The 20,175-nt window shown below is 62.5% G+C and carries 19 protein-coding genes and 1 tRNA gene; 10 read left to right on the top strand and 10 right to left on the bottom strand.

Annotated elements, in window-relative coordinates:
* Position 1: 1 nt before the first annotated feature.
* The 4 genes from N8A98_RS13390 to N8A98_RS13375 form a co-directional block, all read right to left on the bottom strand.
* The gene (locus N8A98_RS13390) at positions 2–3,082 is read right to left on the bottom strand and encodes an efflux RND transporter permease subunit (protein WP_262166018.1); all 3,081 of its coding nucleotides are present in this window, start codon (positions 3,080–3,082) and stop codon (positions 2–4) included.
* Positions 3,079–4,170 carry an efflux RND transporter periplasmic adaptor subunit gene (locus tag N8A98_RS13385; RefSeq protein ID WP_262166016.1) on the bottom strand — a complete coding sequence of 364 codons (1,092 nt, stop codon included), beginning with the start codon at positions 4,168–4,170 and terminating at the stop codon, positions 3,079–3,081. Before N8A98_RS13385 ends, N8A98_RS13390 begins: the two co-directional genes overlap by 4 nt.
* On the bottom strand, positions 4,167–5,267 hold the full coding sequence (locus N8A98_RS13380) for an efflux RND transporter periplasmic adaptor subunit (RefSeq protein ID WP_262166015.1): 1,101 nt from the start codon (positions 5,265–5,267) through the stop codon (positions 4,167–4,169). Before N8A98_RS13380 ends, N8A98_RS13385 begins: the two co-directional genes overlap by 4 nt.
* A 163-nt stretch (positions 5,268–5,430) precedes the next feature.
* Positions 5,431–5,507, bottom strand: a tRNA-Met gene (locus N8A98_RS13375).
* A gap of 263 nt (positions 5,508–5,770) precedes the next feature.
* Between N8A98_RS13375 and N8A98_RS13370 the strand changes: the two genes are divergently transcribed.
* A complete protein-coding gene (locus N8A98_RS13370; protein WP_262166014.1) occupies positions 5,771–6,721 on the top strand; it encodes a ring-cleaving dioxygenase in 951 nt (316 codons plus the stop codon).
* Positions 6,722–6,781: 60 nt separating this feature from the next.
* On the opposite strand, the gene N8A98_RS13365 is transcribed toward N8A98_RS13370, so the two are convergent.
* Complete coding sequence (locus tag N8A98_RS13365; protein WP_262166013.1) at positions 6,782–8,899, bottom strand: vWA domain-containing protein; 2,118 nt, start codon at positions 8,897–8,899, stop codon at positions 6,782–6,784.
* The gene (locus N8A98_RS13360; protein WP_262171978.1) at positions 8,896–9,408 is read right to left on the bottom strand and encodes an RNA polymerase sigma factor; all 513 of its coding nucleotides are present in this window, start codon (positions 9,406–9,408) and stop codon (positions 8,896–8,898) included. Before N8A98_RS13360 ends, N8A98_RS13365 begins: the two co-directional genes overlap by 4 nt.
* Before the next feature lie 156 nt (positions 9,409–9,564).
* Between N8A98_RS13360 and N8A98_RS13355 the strand changes: the two genes are divergently transcribed.
* Positions 9,565–9,756, top strand: a complete 192-nt coding sequence (locus N8A98_RS13355; protein WP_262166012.1) for a hypothetical protein — start codon at positions 9,565–9,567, stop codon at positions 9,754–9,756.
* Between the two features lie 104 nt (positions 9,757–9,860).
* On the opposite strand, the gene N8A98_RS13350 is transcribed toward N8A98_RS13355, so the two are convergent.
* From N8A98_RS13350 to mnmA, 3 genes are all read right to left on the bottom strand, one after another.
* On the bottom strand, positions 9,861–10,493 hold the full coding sequence (locus N8A98_RS13350) for a LysE family translocator (protein ID WP_262166011.1): 633 nt from the start codon (positions 10,491–10,493) through the stop codon (positions 9,861–9,863).
* Between the two features lie 74 nt (positions 10,494–10,567).
* Entirely contained in the window at positions 10,568–11,455 is an 888-nt protein-coding gene (locus N8A98_RS13345; protein ID WP_262166010.1) for a phosphotransferase family protein, read from the bottom strand.
* A gap of 5 nt (positions 11,456–11,460) precedes the next feature.
* Entirely contained in the window at positions 11,461–12,615 is a 1,155-nt protein-coding gene (gene mnmA, locus N8A98_RS13340; RefSeq protein WP_315974460.1) for a tRNA 2-thiouridine(34) synthase MnmA, read from the bottom strand.
* A 260-nt stretch (positions 12,616–12,875) separates the two neighbouring features.
* Between mnmA and N8A98_RS13335 the strand changes: the two genes are divergently transcribed.
* The 4 genes from N8A98_RS13335 to sciP all read left to right on the top strand — a co-directional run bounded on the left by N8A98_RS13335 (position 12,876) and on the right by sciP (position 15,597).
* Positions 12,876–13,874, top strand: coding sequence for a hypothetical protein (locus tag N8A98_RS13335; protein ID WP_262166008.1), 999 nt, complete (start codon positions 12,876–12,878; stop codon positions 13,872–13,874).
* A gap of 39 nt (positions 13,875–13,913) precedes the next feature.
* Positions 13,914–14,393, top strand: coding sequence for a flagellar hook-length control protein FliK (locus N8A98_RS13330; protein ID WP_315974555.1), 480 nt, complete (start codon positions 13,914–13,916; stop codon positions 14,391–14,393).
* 10 nt (positions 14,394–14,403) lie between these two features.
* Positions 14,404–15,099, top strand: a complete 696-nt coding sequence (locus N8A98_RS13325) for a flagellar hook assembly protein FlgD (RefSeq protein WP_262166007.1) — start codon at positions 14,404–14,406, stop codon at positions 15,097–15,099.
* Positions 15,100–15,318: 219 nt separating this feature from the next.
* A complete protein-coding gene (gene sciP, locus N8A98_RS13320) occupies positions 15,319–15,597 on the top strand; it encodes a CtrA inhibitor SciP (protein ID WP_035102845.1) in 279 nt (92 codons plus the stop codon).
* An 87-nt stretch (positions 15,598–15,684) separates the two neighbouring features.
* On the opposite strand, the gene N8A98_RS13315 is transcribed toward sciP, so the two are convergent.
* On the bottom strand, positions 15,685–16,299 hold the full coding sequence (locus tag N8A98_RS13315; RefSeq protein ID WP_262166000.1) for a glutathione S-transferase family protein: 615 nt from the start codon (positions 16,297–16,299) through the stop codon (positions 15,685–15,687).
* Positions 16,300–16,456: 157 nt separating this feature from the next.
* Here N8A98_RS13315 and fliF point away from each other — a divergent pair, with 157 nt between their 5' ends.
* Genes fliF through fliN form a run of 4 tightly spaced genes read left to right on the top strand, consistent with a single transcriptional unit; the run spans position 16,457 to position 20,168 of the window.
* Positions 16,457–18,088 (top strand): flagellar basal-body MS-ring/collar protein FliF, encoded by a 1,632-nt coding sequence (gene fliF, locus N8A98_RS13310; protein ID WP_262165999.1) that lies wholly within the window; start codon positions 16,457–16,459, stop codon positions 18,086–18,088.
* A 5-nt stretch (positions 18,089–18,093) separates the two neighbouring features.
* Positions 18,094–19,167 carry a flagellar motor switch protein FliG gene (gene fliG, locus N8A98_RS13305; protein WP_113120150.1) on the top strand — a complete coding sequence of 358 codons (1,074 nt, stop codon included), beginning with the start codon at positions 18,094–18,096 and terminating at the stop codon, positions 19,165–19,167.
* Positions 19,168–19,827, top strand: coding sequence for a FliH/SctL family protein (locus tag N8A98_RS13300; protein WP_262165996.1), 660 nt, complete (start codon positions 19,168–19,170; stop codon positions 19,825–19,827). It abuts the gene before it with no gap.
* Between the two features lie 50 nt (positions 19,828–19,877).
* The gene (gene fliN / locus N8A98_RS13295; RefSeq protein ID WP_262171975.1) at positions 19,878–20,168 is read left to right on the top strand and encodes a flagellar motor switch protein FliN; all 291 of its coding nucleotides are present in this window, start codon (positions 19,878–19,880) and stop codon (positions 20,166–20,168) included.
* Positions 20,169–20,175 lie beyond the last annotated feature (7 nt).

The following is a 20,175-nucleotide window of genomic DNA, read 5'->3' as shown; positions in this document are numbered from 1 at the left end:
TTCAGACTGCTGGCGGCGCCTCCGCAGGCTCAGCATCTGGCTTGTTTTCCGGCGCCTTGACGCGATACCAGGCGACGTAAAGCGCGGGCAGGAAATAGAGCGTCAGCGCGGTTGCCGCGATAATGCCGCCGATCATGGCGTAGGCCATGGGGCCCCAGAACACTTCGCTGGCAATGGGGATCATGCCCAGGCTGGCCGCCGCTGCCGTCAACAGGATGGGCCGCATGCGGTGTTCGGTGGCGTGGAGCACGGCATCCCATTGATTATAGCCATCGCGCAGATTGTCATTGATCTGGCCGATCAGGATCACCGCATTGCGGATGATGATGCCGGCCAGCGCCAGCACGCCCAGCAGCGCCACAAAGCCCAGGGGCGTTCCCGTCGGCAAGAGCGCCGCGACCACGCCGATCAGGCCGAGCGGGGCAACGCTGACCACCAGCACCAGTTTGGACACGCTCTGCAATTGCACCATCAGGATGAAGGCGATGGCCAGCAGCATGGCGGGCAAGGTGGCCACCAGTGCCGTTTGGGACTTGCCGCTGGATTCGGCCGCGCCGCCGGTGACCACGTGATATTCGGCGGGCAGCTTATCGGCAAAGGCGGCAATCGTGGGGGCGAGTTCCTTATTGACCGCCGCGGGCAGCAGGTCGCCCGCCACCGAGCCAAGCACGGTGATGGTCGGCAGGCGGTCGCGCTGCCAGATAATGGGTTGCTCTAGACCATATTGAATGGTCGCGAAGGCGCCCAAGGGCACGGCCACGCCGCTCGACGTGGGCACTTGCAGGTTTTGCAGGGTCTCGATCGAATTGCGCTGATCTTCCTCGGCGCGGACGACAACATCGACCAGATAGATGGAGTCGCGCACCTGGGTGATCGTGGTGCCATTGATGATGGTATTGAGCACCTGGGCGACGCTCTCGGAGGTCACGCCCAGACGGCGCGCCTTATCCTGATCGACATCGACCAGCAGCGACTTGCCGGGCTCGTTCCAATCAAAACTGATGTCGCGGACATGCGGGCTGGCGCTGACCACGCCCGCCAGATCGAGCGCCAGACCGCGCACGGTCTGCACATCGGGGCCGCTGAGGCGATATTGGATGGGGCGGCCGACCGGTGGGCCCAGTTCGAGGAACTGGGCGAAGGTGTTTACGTCGGTAAACTGGGTGGCGAGCAGCGCGTCGATCTTGGCGCGCGCGCGGCCGCGGGCTTCCAGATCCTTGGAGACGATGACCACCTGGCCAAAGAAGGAATTGGCCAGTTGGCTATCCATGGGCAGATAGAAGCGCACCGCACCCTGCCCAACATAGGAACTCCAATGGTCGATATCGGCATCACCGACTAGGCTCGCCTCGAAACGGTCCATCACTGCCTCGGTCTCGCGAATGGTGGCATTTTGCGGCAGCGTAAAATCGACCAGGATTTCCGGGCGATCCGAAGGCGGGAAGAATTGCTGCTGCACCTTGGTCAGCCCGAATAGCGAGACGGCAAACAGCGCCACGGTGAAGGCAATGGTGGCCCAGCGGAACCGCATGGCCACGGCCAGCGAGCGGCGGAACCAGCCAGCAATGCGGCTGGGCTTTTTGTCGGCATGGCCCTTCATGACCTTAGGCAAGAGTGCCACCCCGATCAGCGGGGCGAAGAGGACTGCGACGACCCATGAAATCAGCAAAGCGGCCGCGATCACATAGAACAGGCTCTGGACATATTCCCCGGCCGTCGAGGCATTGAGCAGGATGGGCAGGAAGCCGGCGACGGTGACGAGGGTGCCCGTCAGCATGGGGAAAGCTGTGGACGTATAGGCAAAGGTCGCGGCCTTGCCCAAACTGTCCCCGGCTTCGAGGCGGGACACCATCATTTCAACGGTGATCATCGCGTCATCGACCAATAGGCCCAAGGCGATGATCAGCGCGCCCAGCGAGACGCGTTGCAGCGAAATGCCCATGAATTCCATGAACACAAAGACCAGCGCGAGCACGATGGGGATCGAGATGGCGACGACCAGCCCCGCCCGCAGCCCAAGGCTGAGGAAGCTCACCACGAGCACGATGACCACGGCTTCGAACAGGGATTTGGTGAAGCCGCCAACGGCCTCCTCGACCACATGGGGTTGGTCGGAGACCTGGTCGATACCGACGCCGATGGGCAGGCGGGTTTCGATTTCAGCCATGCGCTCCTTGAGGGCTTCGCCGAATTTGAGGATATCCCCGCTCGGGGCCATGGAAATGGCGAGGCCCAGAGCAGTTTTGCCGTCGTAGCGGAACAGGGGATCGGGCGGCTCCTGATAGCCGCGGCTGATGGTGGCGACATCGGCCAGGCGGAAGAAAATATCGCCCTGCTGCAGATTGATCTTGGCGATATCGGCCTCGGAGGTGAACTGGCCGCCCACCCGCACCAGCACTTTTTCGCCATCGCTCTGGATCGTGCCCGAGGGGGTGACGGCGTTCTGCGCCTGCAATTGGGCGATCACATCATCGGCGCTGATGCCGAGGGTCGCCAATTGCTGGGTGGAGAAATCGATGGAAATGACTTCGTCCTGCGTACCGATCAGCTCGACCTTGCCGATATCGGGAATGGCCAGCACGTCATTGCGGACGGTTTCGACATAGTCACGCAGCTGGCGATAGCTCAGCCCATCGGCGGTGAAGGCATAGATATTGCCGTAAACCGAGCCGAATTCGTCGTTGAAGAAGGGGCCAACCAGCCCGCTGGGGAATTGGGCGGCGATATCATTGATGGTCTTGCGCACCTGATACCAGGAATCGCTTACGGCCTGGCCGCGCAGGGTTTCCTTGAGGTTGACGAAGACGGTGGACTGGCCGGCGGTGGAATAGGAGCGGGTGAAGTCGAGCGTGTCGAGGCTTTCCAGCGCCCGTTCGATGCGTTCGGTGACCTGGCTTTTGGTGTCATCAATGGAGGCGCCGGGCCAATAGGCCTGCACCACCATGGTCTTGATGGAAAAGGCCGGATCTTCCTCGCGGCCCAGCTTTTGATAGGAAAACACCCCGGCCACAACCGCGATGACCATCAGGAACCAGATGAAGCTCTTATGTTCGAGCGCCCATTCGGAAAGGTTGAAGTTCATTCCGGGTTTCCTTCACTGACGAGGACCTTTTGGCCTTCGCTGAGGCTATTGATGCCGGCGGTGACGACGCGGTCGCCTTCGGCCAGACCCGCGCTGATGGCGGCGGTGGAGGCGGTGCGGGATGCTATTGTGACCGGGCGGGTCGCCACCGTGCCGGCGGCAGGGTCGAGCACCCAGACCTTGGCGGCGTCGCCACCGCCCAGCACGGCCGTAAGCGGGATTTGCGCCAAAGGCTGATCGAGCTGGCGGGTGACAACGGCCTCGACCGTCGTGCCCAGGCGGAAAACATCGCTGGGGGCGTCGAGCGTCAGCCGGACGCGGCGCAGGCGGGCGGTGGCCGAGGCGCTGGGGGCGATTTCGCGGACAATGCCATTGGTTTGCGCGCCGATGGCGTCGGTGGTGGCGACGGCAATGGCGTCGCCAACCTTCAGCGTTGCCGCAAGGCTTTCGGGCAGGTCGAACACGGCATCACGCTGGTCGGGGCGGGCCATTGTCAGCACGGTCTGCCCGGCACTGACCACCTGGCCGACTTCAGCCCCGGTCGAGACCACGACGCCATCGGCATCGGCCACGATTTGGGCGTAGCCAAGCTGATCCTGCGCGCGGGTCACATTGGCCTGGGCCTGATCGAGCTGGGCCTGGGCGGTCTGGCGGGCGGTGGTGGCGGCGTCGAGTTGGGCCTGCGCGGCGGTGTTGGTCGAGACCAATTGGCGGACGCGCGCCTCGGCGGCGGAGAGATTGTTGAACTGGGCTCGGGCACTGGCGAGATTGGCCTGGGCCGTTTCGACCTGGAAGGCCTGCACGCTGGCGTCGAGCGTAGCCAATATCTGGCCCTTGGTGACGCTGTCACCCAGGCCGACATCGCGTGTCAGCACCCGGCCGGCCGACTGGAAGCTGAGCGTGGTTTCATGGCGGGGTTCGACGCTGCCGACAAAGGGGCCGATGGTTTGGCTCGTGGCAAGGGTGACGTCGGTGGTGAGCACCGGACGCAGCGGTTCGGCGACCGGGGCTTCGGGCGCCTGGCCGCAGGCGGTGAGCAGTAGCGCGATCAGAGTGGCGGAGAGCCCAAGGCGGAGCGAGGCCATCATGGCGTGGCCTCCACGCTGGTAACGACCTGGCCGGGATAGAGCATCTGCGTGCCGGCGGTGACGACGAGATCGCCCGCTGTCAGCCCCGAGGCGACGATGACCTTGTCGGCCAGATAGCGGTCGACAACGATCGGCTTGAGGCTGACGGTTTGCGCGGATGGATCGACCACCCAGACGGCGGGGCCATTCCTGTCGCGGAACAGGGCGCCCCAGGGCAGAGCGAAACCGGAAATGGGCGGCAGAGCGATGCTGGCGGCAACTGATGCGCCGAGTGGCATGGTGCCGCCGCTATCGGTAAAGCCGACTTCGACGCGGACGGTGCCGGTTGCGGTGTTCACCGTGGGGGCGATTTCGCGCACCGTGCCGGTGGCTTTGATGGAGGGATCGGCAACCAGCGACAGATCGACCGGCACATCATGGGGCACTCCGGTCAGCGCGGCTTCATATATATTGAACACCGCATCACGCGGGCCATCCTGCGCCAGGGTCAGCACGGTCTGGCCGCCGCCGACCACCTGCCCCGGCTCGATGGTCCGCGACAGGATAATGCCATCGGCACTGGCTTTGAGATCGACATAGGTCAGCACTTCATTGGCCGATGCCTGCTGCGATTGGGCGGCGGCCAATGAGCTCCTGGCGCTGTCGAGCGCGGTCTGGCCCTGTTCGAACTGGGCGCGGGTGGCATTGCCGGCGGTGAACAGAGCGTTGATACGGTCGAAATCGCGCTGCGCCTGAGTAAGTTGGGCCTGGGCCGCATCGACCGAGGCATTGGCCAATGAGAGGCTCGCCTTCTGGTCGGCAGCGTCGAGCCGGGCCAGCGATTGCCCCGCGGTGACATGATCGCCGGTTTCGACCAGCACTTCGAGCACGCGCCCGGCGGTGCGGAAGGCCAGATCCTGCTGCACCTGCGCCTTGACCTCGCCGGTCAGCGAGGCCCGGGTGATGGTCTCGCTGGACGCCGCAGCAATGACGGGAACGCTTTTGGCAGGGACCGCCGCTACGGGCGCCTCGGCCTTGGAACAGCCGGCCAGCAGCAGCGTGGCAGCGGCAAAACCCAAGGCAGTTCGGATCGTCTGGGCATTCATGGTGGAACTCATGGCAAACCTCACGACAAGGCGATCATGGCATTGGCAACCTGCCGCGCCATTCGGTCAACTGCGTTCTCATCAGAAATCACTCTCTGCACCACGGCTCCTGTGGGCAGCGTTGCTATACCGATTGCAGAAAACAAAAAACCCTCGGTTTCCCGAGGGTTTTGAATGGTAGCGAAGCCCAGATTTGAACTGGGGACACACGGATTATGATTCCGCTGCTCTAACCAACTGAGCTACTCCGCCCCAAGGGCTACCCGGCAGAAGACCCGGATGGCAACGCTTGAAAAGCTTGTCGACGTATTAGATTTGCCGTCCCGGCCTGTCAAGCGCCCTCCGCCGCCGTCCCCCATGACAATCTGGATAGCTTGCAAATTTGACGACATCCGCCGGCCATCGTTCGATTATCGGCAACAGCCTGTCGAAATTGGACCGCTGCACAAGCAGGGAACTCTCGCTTACATCTTGGGCAATGTTAGCGCGGTTCGCCGCATAAGGAGATAAAAGCCATGACTTTGCAGCTCGGAGGCATCCACCACCTGACCGCTGTCACTGCCCAGGCCAGCAAGAATCTGGCCTTCTACACCCAGACCCTGGGCATGCGGCTGATCAAGAAGACGGTCAATCAGGACCAGACTACGGCCTATCACCTGTTCTATGGCGACGGCGTCGCTTCGCCCGGCGCGGACCTGACCTTTTTCGATTTCGAAACCGGCCCGGAAAAGCGCGGCAATCATACCGTTAGCCGCACTGGCCTGCGGGTTGATAGCGAAGACACGCTCAAATGGTGGAAAGACCATTTGCAGAGCCACAATGTGGGCACATCAGGCATCAAGGAGCGCAACGGCCACATCTCGCTGGATTTTGAGGATTTCGAAGGCCAGCGTTTCCGTATGGTGATCGATGCGGCCAATAAGGTCGTGCCTTGGCACAAAAGCCCGGTTCCGGCCGAAAAGCAGATTATTGGGCTAGGTCCCATCTCGCTGGCGGTGCCGCAGCTTGATCGTACCGAAGCCGTGCTGACCCAGGTGATGAATATGCGCAAGGTCCGTACCTATCCGGCCACCAGCACGACAGGGGAAACCCATGTGTTCGAAATGGGCGAAGGCGGCCCTGCGGCCGAGCTGCATGTCGTGGTCGATCCGACCCTGGCGCCGGCCCGGCCCGGGGCAGGCGGAGTGCATCACGTCGCCTTCCGCACGCCTGACCAGGATAGTTTGCGCCAGTGGATCGCCCGGGTGACCCAGGCCGGCATTCGCTCCAGTGGGGAGGTGGAACGCTATTATTTCACCTCGCTCTATTTCCGCGAGCCTAATGGCATTCTGTTCGAGATCGCCACCGATGTACCCGGCTTTGCTGCCGATGAGCCGATGGAAACGCTGGGCGAGTCTCTTGCCTTGCCGCCCTTCCTCGAACCCCGCCGCGCCAGCATCGAGGCCAATCTCAAGCCGCTGGTCTAGAAGCGCATTGGGCGGGCTGGTTATCCCAGCCCGCCCAATCGAGGGAGAATTATCCGGCGATCAGCAAACGCTGTCGGTCTCGACAGTCGACGTGCAAGTGTCGTCCGTTGCGGGCTCCGCAGCCGCCGCAGGCTTGGCATCAGGCTGGAGCAATGCGGCGGTCTTCAGCAACTGAATGAACTCGGCGCGATAGCCGCTCTCATCCGCGCCCTTGCCCGATTGCGCCAGTGCCTGAATATCGGCCCAGCTCATATCCCTGACATAGTCGGAACCCTTGAGCTTCTGCCCGAAAGCCGCCACGGCCGCAGCAAACCGCGCATCGTCGCTCGCTTCGCCGATATCGCCATAGACCACGCTGGGCGTCACCGCCTGCTCGATCAACTGGCTGACATCGCTATCGGGCATTTTGTAGCGCATCTTGAGGAAGGCGATTTCTTCGCCCGCTGCCTCGCCGGCCGCCGGTTGCTGGTTGCCATAACGCAGCGGCTCGACCAATTCGGCGCCCGAACCGACCGGAGTGATTTCATAGAGCGCGGTCACCGTGTGGCCGGCCCCAATGTCGCCGGCGTCGACCGCGTCATTATTGAAATCTTCGCGGTTGAGCGCCCGCGTCTCATAGCCGATCAGCCGGTATTCGCTGACTACGGCCGGATTGAACTCCACCTGGATTTTCACATCCTTGGCGATCATGTTCAGGGTCGAGCCCACCTCTTCCACCAGCACCTTCTGGGCCTCGCGGAAATTGGAGATGTAGCTGGCATTGCCATTGCCGTTCTGGGCCAGCGCCTGCATGGTCGCATCGTCCAGATTACCCTTGCCAAAACCCAGCACCGACAGGGTCACGCCGCTATCGCGCTTGGCCTTGATAAAGTCTTCCAGCTTTTCGGGGTCATCAATCCCCACATTGAAATCGCCATCGGTAGCCAGGATCACCCGATTGGTGCCGCCGCTGACCTTGGATTGTTCAGCCAGCTTATAGGCCAGCTCGATCCCCTCGGCGCCCGCCGTGCTGCCACCGGCATACAGCTGGTCGAGCGCCGCCAGGATCTTGGCCTTTTCGGTCGCCTTGGTGGGCTCCAGCACCACCCCGGCCGAGCCGGCATAGGTCACGATCGACACCGTATCATTGGCCGAAAGCTGATCGACCAGGAGCCCGAAAGCCCGCTGCAGCAGCGGCAACTTGTCCGGCTCGTCCATCGACCCCGACGTATCGATCAGGAATACCAGATTGCTCGGCTTGTCCTCGCCGGCTGGGGGCACATAGCCCTTGATGCCGATTTCGAGCAGCTGCGTCTTGGGATTCCAGGGCGTGGGAAACACCGCCATGGTCGGCTTGAAGGGCGTCGTCGCGCTTTCCGCCGGTGCATAATCATAGGGGAAATAGTTCAGCAGTTCCTCGATCCGCACGGCGTCTGGCTCGGGCACATAGCCCTCTTCCAACGAGCGCCGCACATAGGAATAGCTGGCCGTATCCACATCGACCGAGAAGGTCGAGACCGGCTCGCTTGCGGCAACCTTGAGGCGCTGTTCCTCAAAACTGGTGAATTGATCGCCGCTGGCTTCGGCCTGGGGCGCAACGGCATAATCCGGCGTCGTTCCCCGCGCCACTGCCCCCATCGGCATGACCGTGGTGGGCGCTGGTGGCGGCGCAAGGAACATGTTGTCGGTGAGTTCTCCGCCAAATTGCGGTTCGGCCGCCTGCTGGCGCAGCCGCATGTCATCGACGGGCGCCGGGCTGATTGGAGCCGGCGGCGGCGCAACTTCGGTCTCCGGCTGCGCTGCGCCCAAAGTTGTGGGATCGACCGGCATGGTGGTTAGCGGCGGATCGAACAAGATGGGCGGCTGGCTGGTAGTCTGGTTCACCTGGCTCGGTGTCATCGAGGTGCTACTGTAAAGCTGGTAGCCGAGCGGCAGCACGAGCAATGCAATGGCCGCCGTGCCGATGGGGAGACGCATATCCATGATCCAGTTCCCTTTCAGGGTAGTGATGATGAAATTAAGACGGCTCCCTTTCCGGTTTCCTTTGGCTGCCTCTGCAGATTTGTTGGCAGTTTCCGTCTGCGCGGCTTCGAATGCCGCCATGGCGGCTGCCAAAGCGCGCTTTTTCGCCTCGGCATTGCCCGCAGGCGCCTTGGTCTGGCTCAGACCGGTGAATGGATCGTGCATATCGTCGCTCATAGCAGCCCCCTCAGGGTCTTGCGTGCCTCATGCACATGGAAGGAGACCGTGGCCTCCTTGATGCCCATGATTTCGGCCGCCGCCGCGTGGCTCAATTCCTCCGCATAAACCAGCAACACCGCGTCGCGTTGCTTTTCGGGCAATTCCCGCACCGCCGCCCAGAGCTGACGCGATGTTGCTGCCTCTTCCTGGTCGGCAGGGTGATCTTCCGGGCTCACCTCGGCATAGGCATCGGCATATTTGCCGCGCCGGCTGGCTGCCCGCTGCATGTCGCGCACCGCATTGAGCGTGATGCGATAGACCCAGCTCGAAAAGGCGCTGCGCCCGTCAAACCCGCCAATCGCCCCGCCCAGCTTGACGCAAACATCCTGCGCCACATCCTCGGCATCGGTGCGGTTGCCGCACCATTTCCAGGCCGTGCGGTAGATCAGGTCATAATGATCCTCGATCAACTCGCCGAATGCGGCGGCATCGCCATTCTGCGCGCGAACGACCAGCGCCCGCGTCAGCGCACCGGCATGATCGATCTGTGGTGCGGCAGACAGTCCCATCACGGGGGCAAACACTCGCGCAAGCCTTAACCTTGGGCCTCTTATAGTGCTAAGACGCCGCTGCCCGCCCGCTCCTTTGGTGGTTCTGAGCAGATTTATTTTTGAGGTCTTCCGATGGACGAACCCAAACTGAGCCCATTCGCACTGACACCGGCCCGCATCATGCTGCTGGCGCTGGGCGCCCTGCTGGTGGTTATCGCCATCTCGACATCGTTGGGCGGCATCAATGCCTACCAGCAATTGCGCGAAGCAAATGCCGCAGCGACTGGGGCGGGTGCGCCTCCTGTCGAGGCCCCCGCACAATAGCTCCAAACCCGCGAGCCCCCTTGAGGGAGCGGGACGACAATTCTGCGTTCAGCAGTCAGGGTGAGGGATACTGCGCCCGCTCATGCTCCAAGCTAACAAAGCACCTACCGGCTGCTATCCGCCGCCATCCGCACCGCCAACAGCCCCAATACCGTGCCCATCAGCCAGCGCTGCGCCCGCGCCCACCAAGGCCGCTGCGTGAAAAAGCTGGCCACCACACCCGCCAGCAAAATCCACATCATATTGCCGCACACGCTGACCAAGATCTGGATGGCGCCCAGCGCCAGCGTCTGGCCCAGCACATCGCCATGCGCCTTGTCGATGAATTGCGGCAGCAGCGACAGATAGAGCGCGGCAACCTTGGGATTGAGCAGGCTGGTAAACAGCCCCATCAGGTAAAGTTTGCGCGGGGAATCCGGCGGCAGATCGCGCACCTGAAACACCGACCGCCCACCCGGCTTGAGCGCGCCCCAGGCCATCCAAGCCAGATAGAGCGCGCCCGCAATGCGGATCGCGTCATAGGCCAGCGGCACCGCCAGCAACAGCGCCGTAATGCCGAACGCGGCCAGCAACATGTAAATAATGAAGCCGGTCGCCACGCCAATCAGCGAAACCAGCCCAGCCAGCCGCCCCTGCGCAATCGAGCGCGACACCAGATAAGCCATATTCGGCCCCGGCGTCAGCACCATGACCAGCGCCACGCCTGCAAATGCAACAAGAGTGGTCAACGACATCATCAGGCCCCCAGGATCACCTAGAAATGCCACAACCCCATCAGACCGTGAAGGCCCTACGCTAAGCCGCAAACACCTCAGAAGTTAGCGACTTCCCCACACCTTCGCCGCGCCCAATCGAGCATCGGACGATCACCGGCCAGCGCGCATTGATAGATCAGATCCAGCCCAATACGGAGGTGATAGCACCGCAGCAGGTCCCGGCGGGCGAGCCAAGTTGGGCGGTTGGCCTCAAAGAAGGCCGCCTGCTGTTCCATGCAATCAAGCCAGGTCCGCCAGAACAGAATGTTGGCCACATCATAAAGGCCATCGCCCACCATGGCCTCCGACCAGTCGATGACCCCCGTGATCCGGCCCTCCGCAAACAGCACATTGTTTGATCCGAAATCCCCATGCACCAGCTGACGCGTATCAGGGCAGGTATTGGACAATGCAAGCACCTGTTCCAGCCAGGGCGCAACGCCCTCGATGCAGGCTCGCGACCAATCATAGTGAGCCACGTCGCCGATACTTGCCACAAAGGCGGTCCATCCGGCAAAGCGAGCCCTGCCCTGCGCATCGAACGGCCCAAATCCCGCGATCGCACCAACATTGATGGCCGCAATACTCTCAAGCAGGTCGGCCACTGGCTGCAACGCCGGCGCCAGGCGATCCGCCGGCAGCGCCTGCAGCGTTGTCCCCGGCACCATCCGCGAGATGCAAAAGGCGAGCCCGTCCTCCAACTGGCCCATCAGCATGACCTCGGGGATCGGCAGTTGAGCGCCAAATAGCCGCTGCACCAAATCGTCCTTGGCGAAGCCGCCAGAGTCCCGATTGATGCGCAACACAAAGTCCTGCCCGCCGCGTTCAAAACGAAACGCCCGGGACTCCTCGCCTTCGACCAATGGCGAAAACGCGGAAACGCCCGGCCACCGCGCCTCAAGCGCCAGCCGGGCGTGCTCCGTCGAAATGAGCGGCTTGCTCATTTCTGCTACGCCGCAAACACCGCCGGCACTGCTTCGGCGATAAACCCGCCGCCCCAGACTTCCGAGGTCGGGGTATCATCAGCGTAGAACACGCAGGCCTGGCCCGGCGAAATGCCGTATTCGCCAGATACCAGCGTCACGAAGACATCTTCGCCCCGCATCTGCACCACGGCGGGCTGCGGTCCGCGTGTCGAGCGCACCTTGACCTCGACCGGGGCGCCATTGCCGGCGCTGAGTTCGGCCAACGGCCGTCCGCCGAGCCAGTTCACATTGCGCAAGCGCACCGTATGGGTCTTGAGCGCCTCGCGCGGCCCCACGATGACCCGCCCGGTCTTGTGTTCGAGCTTGATCACATAAAGCGGTTCGGCCGCGGCGATCCCCAGGCCTTTGCGCTGGCCCACCGTGTAATTGACGATGCCTTCATGCGTCCCCAGCACGCGGCCATCCAGATGCACGATCTCGCCCGTTGCGACCGCTTCGGGATGCATCTTGCGGATGATGTCGGCATATTTGCCCTGCGGCACGAAGCAGATGTCCTGGCTGTCGTGCTTTTCAGCAATTTCCAGCCCCATCTCCCGCGCCAGTTCGCGCACTTCAGCCTTGCCCATCCCGCCCAACGGAAAGCGCAGATAATCGAGCTGGTCCTGCGTCGTGGCAAACAGGAAATAGGTCTGGTCGCGCTCGGCATCGACCGGCCGGAACAGCTGCCGCCGTCCATCCGCGCCCAGCTTGCTCTGTACATAATGCCCCGTTGCCAGGGCATCGGCGCCGAGGTCCTGCGCCACCGTCATCAGGTCGACGAACTTGACCGACTGGTTGCAGGCAATGCACGGCACCGGGGTTTCGCCCTGCTGGTAAGCATTGGCAAAGGGCGCGATGACGCTCTTTTTGAAGCGTTCTTCATAATCGAGCACATAATGGGGAATGCCCAGCGTCGCGGCCACGCGCCGCGCATCGTGGATATCCTGCCCGGCGCAGCACGCGCCCTTGCGGTGGGTGGCTTCGCCATGATCGTAAAGCTGGAGCGTCACCCCAACCACGTCATAACCCTGCCGGGCCAACAGGCCTGCCACGACCGAAGAATCCACGCCCCCCGACATCGCAACAACAATGCGCGTGTCTTCGGGACGCTTGGCAATATCAAGCGAGTTCAACATCATTCCTCTATCCGGTTGGGTTCAAGGGCCAGCGGACGAATTTAAGGCCAGCTCCATACTCCCTTACGCCCGCTCGCGCAATGCGCTGCAACACCCGGCAACAATTGCCGCTACCCACCTTTTCTGCCGGGACGGGACATGTCAGCGCCGAGTAGCGCCAAGATCAACCCATTGGATTATAACAGCAATACGCGGGCCTGCCACTTGGCACCCCTCTTGCATTGCTGTTCCCGGATTAGTCTCACTTCACGGGTCCGCTTAGCGTGGCATCAAATCTGACCGTCTTGACCTCGACCGCCACCGGCACTCTCAGCAAGAGCCTCAATGGCCAGGCTTTGGCGCGGCACGACGCCTTTGCCGAACTGCTCGACGACGTCAGCAAAGCTGCACCCACGCCCGCCAAGCCTACCCCCGCCAGCGAGCCGTCCAAACCTCGCGCCGATGACGAAGAACGCACGACCGATGATCCGCAGGCCGTCGCCGCTCCGGTCGACGCGACCATGCCCATCCAGCCGGCCCCGCCCAAGGATCAATTGGCTGACCTGCTCGATCGCCTCACCAAGCTCAGCGCCAGCCTTGAGGCGGGCAAGGCCCCGACCGATCAGGAAATGGCCGATCTCACCGCGGCGCTCGAAGCCTTGGCCAAGTCCCTGGGCGTGTCATTCGATAACCTGCCCAGCGCAGCCGAGCTGACCGCCCTCGCCAATGGCGCGACGGGCACCAGCGCTACCGATCTATTGGCCAAGGCTCTGGCCCCGCTCGCGCTATCGCTGCAGGGCGGCAATGCCGCCACCGAGGTCTCGGCCAATGCCGAACTGGCCCAGCAATTGGCTGATATGGGCAATAAACTCGCCGCTCTTGCAAAAGCTCTCAGTGCCGGCGATGCCGCACCCGAGGCGCTTGCTGCCCTGGGCATGGATCCGGCCAGCGCCGAGCTCGATCCCGATTTGCAGGCCGCGCTCGACAAGCTCGCCGCCCGCACCGCCATCAAGGTCGAAACCACCGCCAACGCCCAGCCGCTGGCAACGCCCGAACTCAAGCTGACCGAGCCGGCTATCACCGGCAAAACCGCCGAAGCCAAGGCCGAGCCTGTGTCCGAACCGGCTGCAAAACCTGAAATCGAGGCCAAGCCGGCCATCGACGACAGGCCCAAAGGCGATCCCGATCCGCAGCCCGATACTGGCAAACCGCCCGAGCGCGATGCCAAAACTGCCGCTATTCCCGTCGCCGCCCCGCTCGACAAGCAGCAACCCGATAGCTAGGCCGCGCAACCGCAACAGCAGACCGCGCGCGTCGACCCGCTGCTCGCCCCCCGCGTCGTCCATGCCGGCTATCAGACCAGCCAGCAGCAGCTTAATCTGCCGCAACTGGCCTTCGAAGTCGCCCGCCAGGCAACCGATGGCAATACCCGCTTCCAGATCCGGCTCGATCCGGCCGAACTCGGCCGCATCGATGTACGCCTCGATATCGATGCCACTGGCCGCGTCAAAGCCCATCTCACCGTCGAGAAAGCAGAAACCCTGGACCTGATGCAGCGCGATCAGCGCGGCCTGGAACGGGCCCTGCAACAGGCCGGGCTCGATGGCGCCAAGACCAATCTCGAATTTTCGCTGAAGCAGAACCCCTTCAATGGCGGCGGCCAGCAAGGCGAGGAGCGCAATGGCCGCCCTTCGCTGTTCGGCGCGGCCGATGCCGGCGGCGAAGCCGACGAGGCGCCTGCCCCCACCATCAACCTTTATCGCGGCAGCCTCACGGCCAGCGGCGTCAACATTCTCGCGTAAGGATCAGCCCATGGCCGTCGATAGCGTTTCGGGAAGCTCCAACACCAGTGCCCTCAGCGGCTCGCGCACCACCATTGCCGAGAATTTCGATACTTTTCTCAATATCCTGACCACGCAGCTGAAAAACCAGAATCCGCTGGATCCGCTGGATACCAATCAGTTCACGGCTCAATTGGTGCAGTTCACCGGTGTCGAGCAGCAGCTCAAGACCAACGAATTCCTCGAAAGCCTGCTGCAAACTACGCAGAGTACGGGCAAGACCGACGCCGTCTCCTATATCGGCCGGGAAATCACCGCCGCCGGCACCACCGCCGAACTCAAAAACGGCGGCGCCACCTGGGCCTTCAATGCCGATGCGCAAGTGGCCAACGCCACCGTCACCATCAAGAATGCCAATGGCCGCGTGGTCTACACCGAGGCAGGCTCACTCGATAAAGGCCCGGGCAATTTCCTATGGACCGGCAAGGGGTCGGACGGCAATACCCAGCCCGATGGCACCTATACGATCGAGATCAAGGGCACCAATCTGTCGGGCAATACGATCAAGGTATCCACTTCCACCATCGGCATCGTCACCGCCGTCGACTTCTCGGGCGCCCAGCCGATCCTGACCGTCGGCACCAGCAAGATTCTGCTCTCCGACGTCACCAATGTGCGCATCCCCAACACTGCGCCCATTCCGGACGAGGACGACACTGCATCCTGAAGCTGATCGGCTTTAGTTCAGCCGAAATATGTTAGTGGTCAGCGACTTGCGCTGGCCTGCAGCCAATAGAAGAAGCTTGTATCAGGCTGTCACAACCGCGATTCAATCCTTTGAAATCGCAGCGCATTCTTAACCTGTTGTAAGTTTCCCCTTAGCTGAATTTTAAGGCCGTTGCCCTACTCTCTGAACTTATATGGTCAGGTTTGAGTAGAGAGTAAAATGACCGTACAAATGCGTCCACGCGTTAAGTACGTTATCGGACCGGACGGTAGTCCGCTCACGATTGCAGACCTTCCCCCCGCCAATACGCGGAGGTGGGTCATCCGCCGTAAAGCCGAAGTCGTCGCAGCAGTGCGCGGTGGATTGCTCAGCCTTGAAGAGGCCTGCGATCGCTACACATTGAGCGTCGATGAATTCCTCAACTGGCAGGCCGCCATCGATAAACACGGCCTTGCCGGCCTCAGGACCACCTGGATCCAGCATTACCGCGAGGGCTGATCCCGGCAGACTGAATTGCAAAACCCGCCCCGGTTCGCCGCGGCGGGTTTTGTTGTTTCTGGCGAGCCAGTGGCACGAACCGCGTATCTATGGCGTTTCCGGCGCCATCCACTTCGCCCCGGCCTCTCTTGCCATCGCCCGCTCATAATAGTCCGCCACCGCGGCAAATTCCGGCTTCTCGGCTGGCAGGCTCATCCAGCGATGCACCGACAGGGCAATCGCGATATCGGCGATGGAAAACTCGTCCCCCGCGACAAAGACCTGCCCGCGGGCCAATTGCCCCTCGAGGATAGCCATCTTATCGCCCCAGGACGCGATTGACGCTGCAACCTTATCCGCATCGTCATAGCCCGGCGTCTTGCGGATCAGCGCATTAACGGCATAGCCCCAGGGCGGATTGAGTTCGGTCGCCTGCCAGATCAGCCATTGCAGCGCCAGCGCCCGCAATTCGAGCTGGCTGGGCAGCAATTGCCCCTCCCGTTCGGCCAGATAGATCAGGATGGCGTTGCTTTCCCACAGCACGAACTGGTTCTCGATCAGCACCGGCACCTGCCCGTTCGGATTGAGCGCCAGATATTGCGGCACTTTCGGATCGCGCAGCGGCAGGCCCCAGTCTTCCCGCTCGTAACCCAGCCCCAACTCGTCCAATGCCCACAGCACCTTGCGCACATTGATCGAGGTAACCCGTCCCAAAACCTTCATCGCTTCACCTTTCCTTCACTCAACCCGGCACTTTCTGCCCAAATTCGCAAACTGCAACGGGGAGTTAAGACAATGTTTACCATCTGCTAGGTAATTTTTGCCCATCGGTCCCGGTGTTCGTTTGCGTCGCGTGGCCCCCTTCGAATCGAGTGCCGGCGTGGACAATCTTACCCAGCTCATTAATCGCATCGGTCTGCCCCGTCTCGCGGCCATGGCGACCGTGGCGGTATTGATGCTCGGTTTCTTCGGTTTCCTGATCATGCGGGCCCAGGCGCCCAATCTGGCTCCCCTCTATACCGGGCTGTCCCTCGAAGACTCTTCGGCAATTGTGACCGAACTGCAGACGGCCAACGTTCCCTTCGAGCTGCGCGGCGATGGCGACACGATTCTCGTGCCTCGCGACCAGATCACCACCCTGCGCATGAGCTTGGCCAGTTCCGGCCTGCCCCAGCGCGGCCAGGTCGGTTACGAAATCTTCGACCAGCAATCGACCCTGGGCGCCACCAGCTTCGTGCAAAACATCAACAATGTTCGCGCTCTCGAAGGCGAACTGGCCCGCACCATCGCCTCGCTCAACCGCATCAAGTCGGCCCGCGTGCATCTGGTCCTGCCCGAGCGCGAACTGTTCCGCCGTGAACGCAAGGATCCCTCGGCTTCTATCGTCTTGTCCGTGCGGGGCGAGCTTTCCAGCGGCGAAATCCGCGCCATCCAGCATCTGGTGGCCTCCGCTATCGAAGGGCTGACGCCCACCCGCGTTTCCATCGTCGACGACCAGGGTAATCTGCTGGCCTCGGGCACCGAGGACGATGCGGCCGGCGCCATGTCCGGCCAGGCCGCCGAGCGCACACTGGGCTTTGAGAACCGCCTGCGCACCCGCGTCGAGGACATGCTGGCCAATGTCGTTGGCGCTGGCCGCGCCCGCGTCGAGGTCGCTGCCGAGATCGATTTCAACCGCTCCACCACCACCCAGGAAACCTTCGATCCTGATGGGCAGGTTGTCCGCTCCACTCAATTGCGGGAAAACCAAAACCTGTCCAATGGCGCTACCGGCCAGGTTACCGTGGCCAATGAACTGCCCGGCGCGAGCCAGAACAACGGCGCCGCCGGCACCTCCGAGCAGGGCACGTCCAGCGAAGAAGTTACCAATTACGAGATTTCCAAGACCACCCAGACCGCCGTTACCGAAGCCGGCGCGGTCAAGCGCCTCTCGGTCGCCGTCGTGGTCGATGGTGTCTACACCACCGACCCGCAGGGCGCCCCGGTCTACACCCCCCGCACGGCCGACGAGATCGCCCAGATCCTGACCCTGGTCCGCTCCGCCGTCGGCTATTCGGAAACCCGCGGCGATAGCGTCGAAGTGGTCAATATGCAGTTCGCCGAGCGTCCCGAACTGGCGACACCCGGTACCGATGCTTCGGCTGGCCTGCTTGATTTCACCCGCGACGATCTGATGAACGGCGCCGAAATGGCGGTCACCCTGCTCATCGCCTTGGCTTTGGTCTTCTTCGTCATGCGCCCGCTGCTCAAGAGAGTGCTGACCCCGGAAAGCCAGCCTTTGGCTCTGCCCACCGCCGCCGAAGTCAGCCATCACGGCGTACTCGCCGCCAATGGCGAGGTGTTGGCGGAAACTACGGCAGAGCCGCGTGACAAGACCCCCGCCTGGGTCGCCAATGCCCGCTCCATGGGCGAAACCCAATTGCAGACCCTCAAGACGGTCGGCACCCTTGTTGAAGAAAATCCCAAGCAGGCCGCGCTGATCGTGCGCGACTGGCTGGGTAACGCGGCGTAACCGAGATGGCCCTGGTTTCCCAATCCACCGACATTCCAGACATCACCGCCCCACGCCAATTGGTGGTCGGCGCCGGTGAACAGCGCGTGCTGCGGGGCGACGAAAAAGCCGCAGCCCTCCTGCTGGCGCTTGGTCCTGATTACGGCAAGCCCATTTTCGACGAGCTGGACGAGCTGGAAATCAAGACCCTCTCCCGCGCCATGGTGCGACTGGGCCCGATCACCCAGGAAATGCTCGACGATCTGATGATCGAGTTTGTCACCACCATTGCCTCCAACGGCTCGCTGTCGGGCAATACCGACTCCACCGAACGCCTGCTGCTCTCGTTCCTGCCCGCCGAGCGCGTCGATTCCATCATGGAAGAAATCCGCGGTCCGGCCGGCCGCAATATGTGGGAAAAGCTGAGCAACGTTCAGGAAGACGTGCTCGCCGCCTATCTCAAGAACGAATATCCCCAGACCATCGCGGTGGTGCTCTCCAAGATCGCACCCGACCATGCTTCCAAAGTGCTCGCCATTCTCCCCGAGGAGCTGGCGATGAATGTGGTGCAGCGCATGCTGGGCCTGGACCCGGTGCAGAAGGAAATCCTCGAAAAGATCGAGACCACCCTGCGCACCGAATTCATGTCGACGCTCAGCCACACCAAGCGTCGCGACAGCCACGAGCAGATGGCCGAAATCTTCAACAGTTTCGATCGCCAGACCGAAGCGCGCTTCATCACTTCGCTCGAGGAAAACAGCCGCGAAGACGCCGAGCGCATCAAGGCGCTGATGTTCACCTTCGAAGATCTGACCCGCCTCGAGGCCTCCGCCATGCAGACCCTGCTGCAGCGCATGGACAAGCGCGAACTGGCCCTTTCTCTCAAGGGTGCCAACGAGACCATCAAAGACTTCTTCTTCGCCAATATGTCGGCCCGTTCCGCCAAGCTGCTGCGCGACGACATGGAAACCATGGGCGCCGTGCGCCTCAAGGATGTCGACGAGGCGCAGGGCCGCATGGTCTCGACCGCCAAGGACCTCGCTGCCAAGGGTGAAATCATCATCCTCAAGACCAAATCCGACGACCAGATGGTGGCGTAAGTGGCACAGGCAGCACGTTTCACCTTCGATCTGGACCTTGGCGAACGCCCCACCCCCGCCATGGCGCCCATTCGCCCCACCGTGCCCGAAGATCTGGTCGCCCAGCTCGTCGCTCAGGCGCGCGAGGATGCCTATGCCGAGGGCGTCGCCCAGGGCGAAAAGAACGCCACCGCCATGGCCGCCCAGACTCTGGCCGCCGCCGCCGGTACCCTGGCCACCCGCACCGGCGAAATGGTCGCGGCCCTCGATGACGCCATGACCCAGAGCCGCCGCGAGGCGGTCGAGCTGGCCGCCAGCATTGGCCGCAAGCTGGCGCTGCACCTGCTGGCCCGCCATCCCACCGTCGAGCTCGACGCGCTGATCGCCGAATGCATGCAGAGCCTGAATGGCGTGCCGCATCTGGTCATCCGCTGCCATCCCGACATTGCCGACGCCATCCGCGACGTTGCCACCGCCCATATGCAGACCTCCGGCTTTGCCGGGCGCCTCGTCGTCATGGGTGATCCCGACCAGCGCCTGAGCGACGGGCGTCTGGAATGGGTCGATGGTGGCCTGGTCCGGGACATCGCCGCCATATCAGCCGACATCGACAAGGCCATTTCGGCCTATCTCAACACGCGCGCACCCGCCGCTGCGAACCACGAGGAGACCGGACATTGATCCCCGATCCCAATGACACTGCCGGCTCTGAAGGCATCACCTTCGAGGAAATGACCGTCCCCGGCCAGCGCGGCGGCCCCGAGACCTATACCGAGCGCAGCGCTGCCGATCTCGAAGCCGTATTCGACGTGCATGTTCGCATTTCGGTGGTGCTGGGCCGCACCAAGATGCCGGTCAGCCAATTGCTCCGCATCGGCACCGGCACCGTAATCGAGCTGGACCGCCAGGTCGGCGAGGCCGTCGAAATCTTCGTCAATGACCGTCTCGTGGCGCGTGGTGAAATCGTGCTGGTCGAAGGCCGGCTCGGCGTCACCATGACCGAAATCATCAAGCCCCAGTAAGGAGTCC

It is taken from the genome of Devosia neptuniae (assembly GCF_025452235.1).
GTDB lineage: Bacteria > Pseudomonadota > Alphaproteobacteria > Rhizobiales > Devosiaceae > Devosia.
The sequence above is the reverse complement of the archived record's forward strand: the minus strand, read 5'-3'. Positions and strand labels throughout refer to the sequence as shown.

Coding starts and splice junctions, on each gene's coding strand:
- N8A98_RS13390 (WP_262166018.1), bottom strand. CDS start 3,082: ATGAACTTCAACCTTTCCGAATGGGCGCTCGAACATAAGAGCTTCATC.
- N8A98_RS13385 (WP_262166016.1), bottom strand. CDS start 4,170: ATGATGGCCTCGCTCCGCCTTGGGCTCTCCGCCACTCTGATCGCGCTA.
- N8A98_RS13380 (WP_262166015.1), bottom strand. CDS start 5,267: ATGAGTTCCACCATGAATGCCCAGACGATCCGAACTGCCTTGGGTTTT.
- N8A98_RS13370 (WP_262166014.1), top strand. CDS start 5,771: ATGACTTTGCAGCTCGGAGGCATCCACCACCTGACCGCTGTCACTGCC.
- N8A98_RS13365 (WP_262166013.1), bottom strand. CDS start 8,899: ATGAGCGACGATATGCACGATCCATTCACCGGTCTGAGCCAGACCAAG.
- N8A98_RS13355 (WP_262166012.1), top strand. CDS start 9,565: ATGGACGAACCCAAACTGAGCCCATTCGCACTGACACCGGCCCGCATC.
- N8A98_RS13350 (WP_262166011.1), bottom strand. CDS start 10,493: ATGATGTCGTTGACCACTCTTGTTGCATTTGCAGGCGTGGCGCTGGTC.
- N8A98_RS13345 (WP_262166010.1), bottom strand. CDS start 11,455: ATGAGCAAGCCGCTCATTTCGACGGAGCACGCCCGGCTGGCGCTTGAG.
- mnmA (WP_315974460.1), bottom strand. CDS start 12,615: ATGATGTTGAACTCGCTTGATATTGCCAAGCGTCCCGAAGACACGCGC.
- N8A98_RS13325 (WP_262166007.1), top strand. CDS start 14,404: ATGGCCGTCGATAGCGTTTCGGGAAGCTCCAACACCAGTGCCCTCAGC.
- sciP (WP_035102845.1), top strand. CDS start 15,319: ATGACCGTACAAATGCGTCCACGCGTTAAGTACGTTATCGGACCGGAC.
- N8A98_RS13315 (WP_262166000.1), bottom strand. CDS start 16,299: ATGAAGGTTTTGGGACGGGTTACCTCGATCAATGTGCGCAAGGTGCTG.
- fliG (WP_113120150.1), top strand. CDS start 18,094: ATGGCCCTGGTTTCCCAATCCACCGACATTCCAGACATCACCGCCCCA.
- fliN (WP_262171975.1), top strand. CDS start 19,878: ATGACCGTCCCCGGCCAGCGCGGCGGCCCCGAGACCTATACCGAGCGC.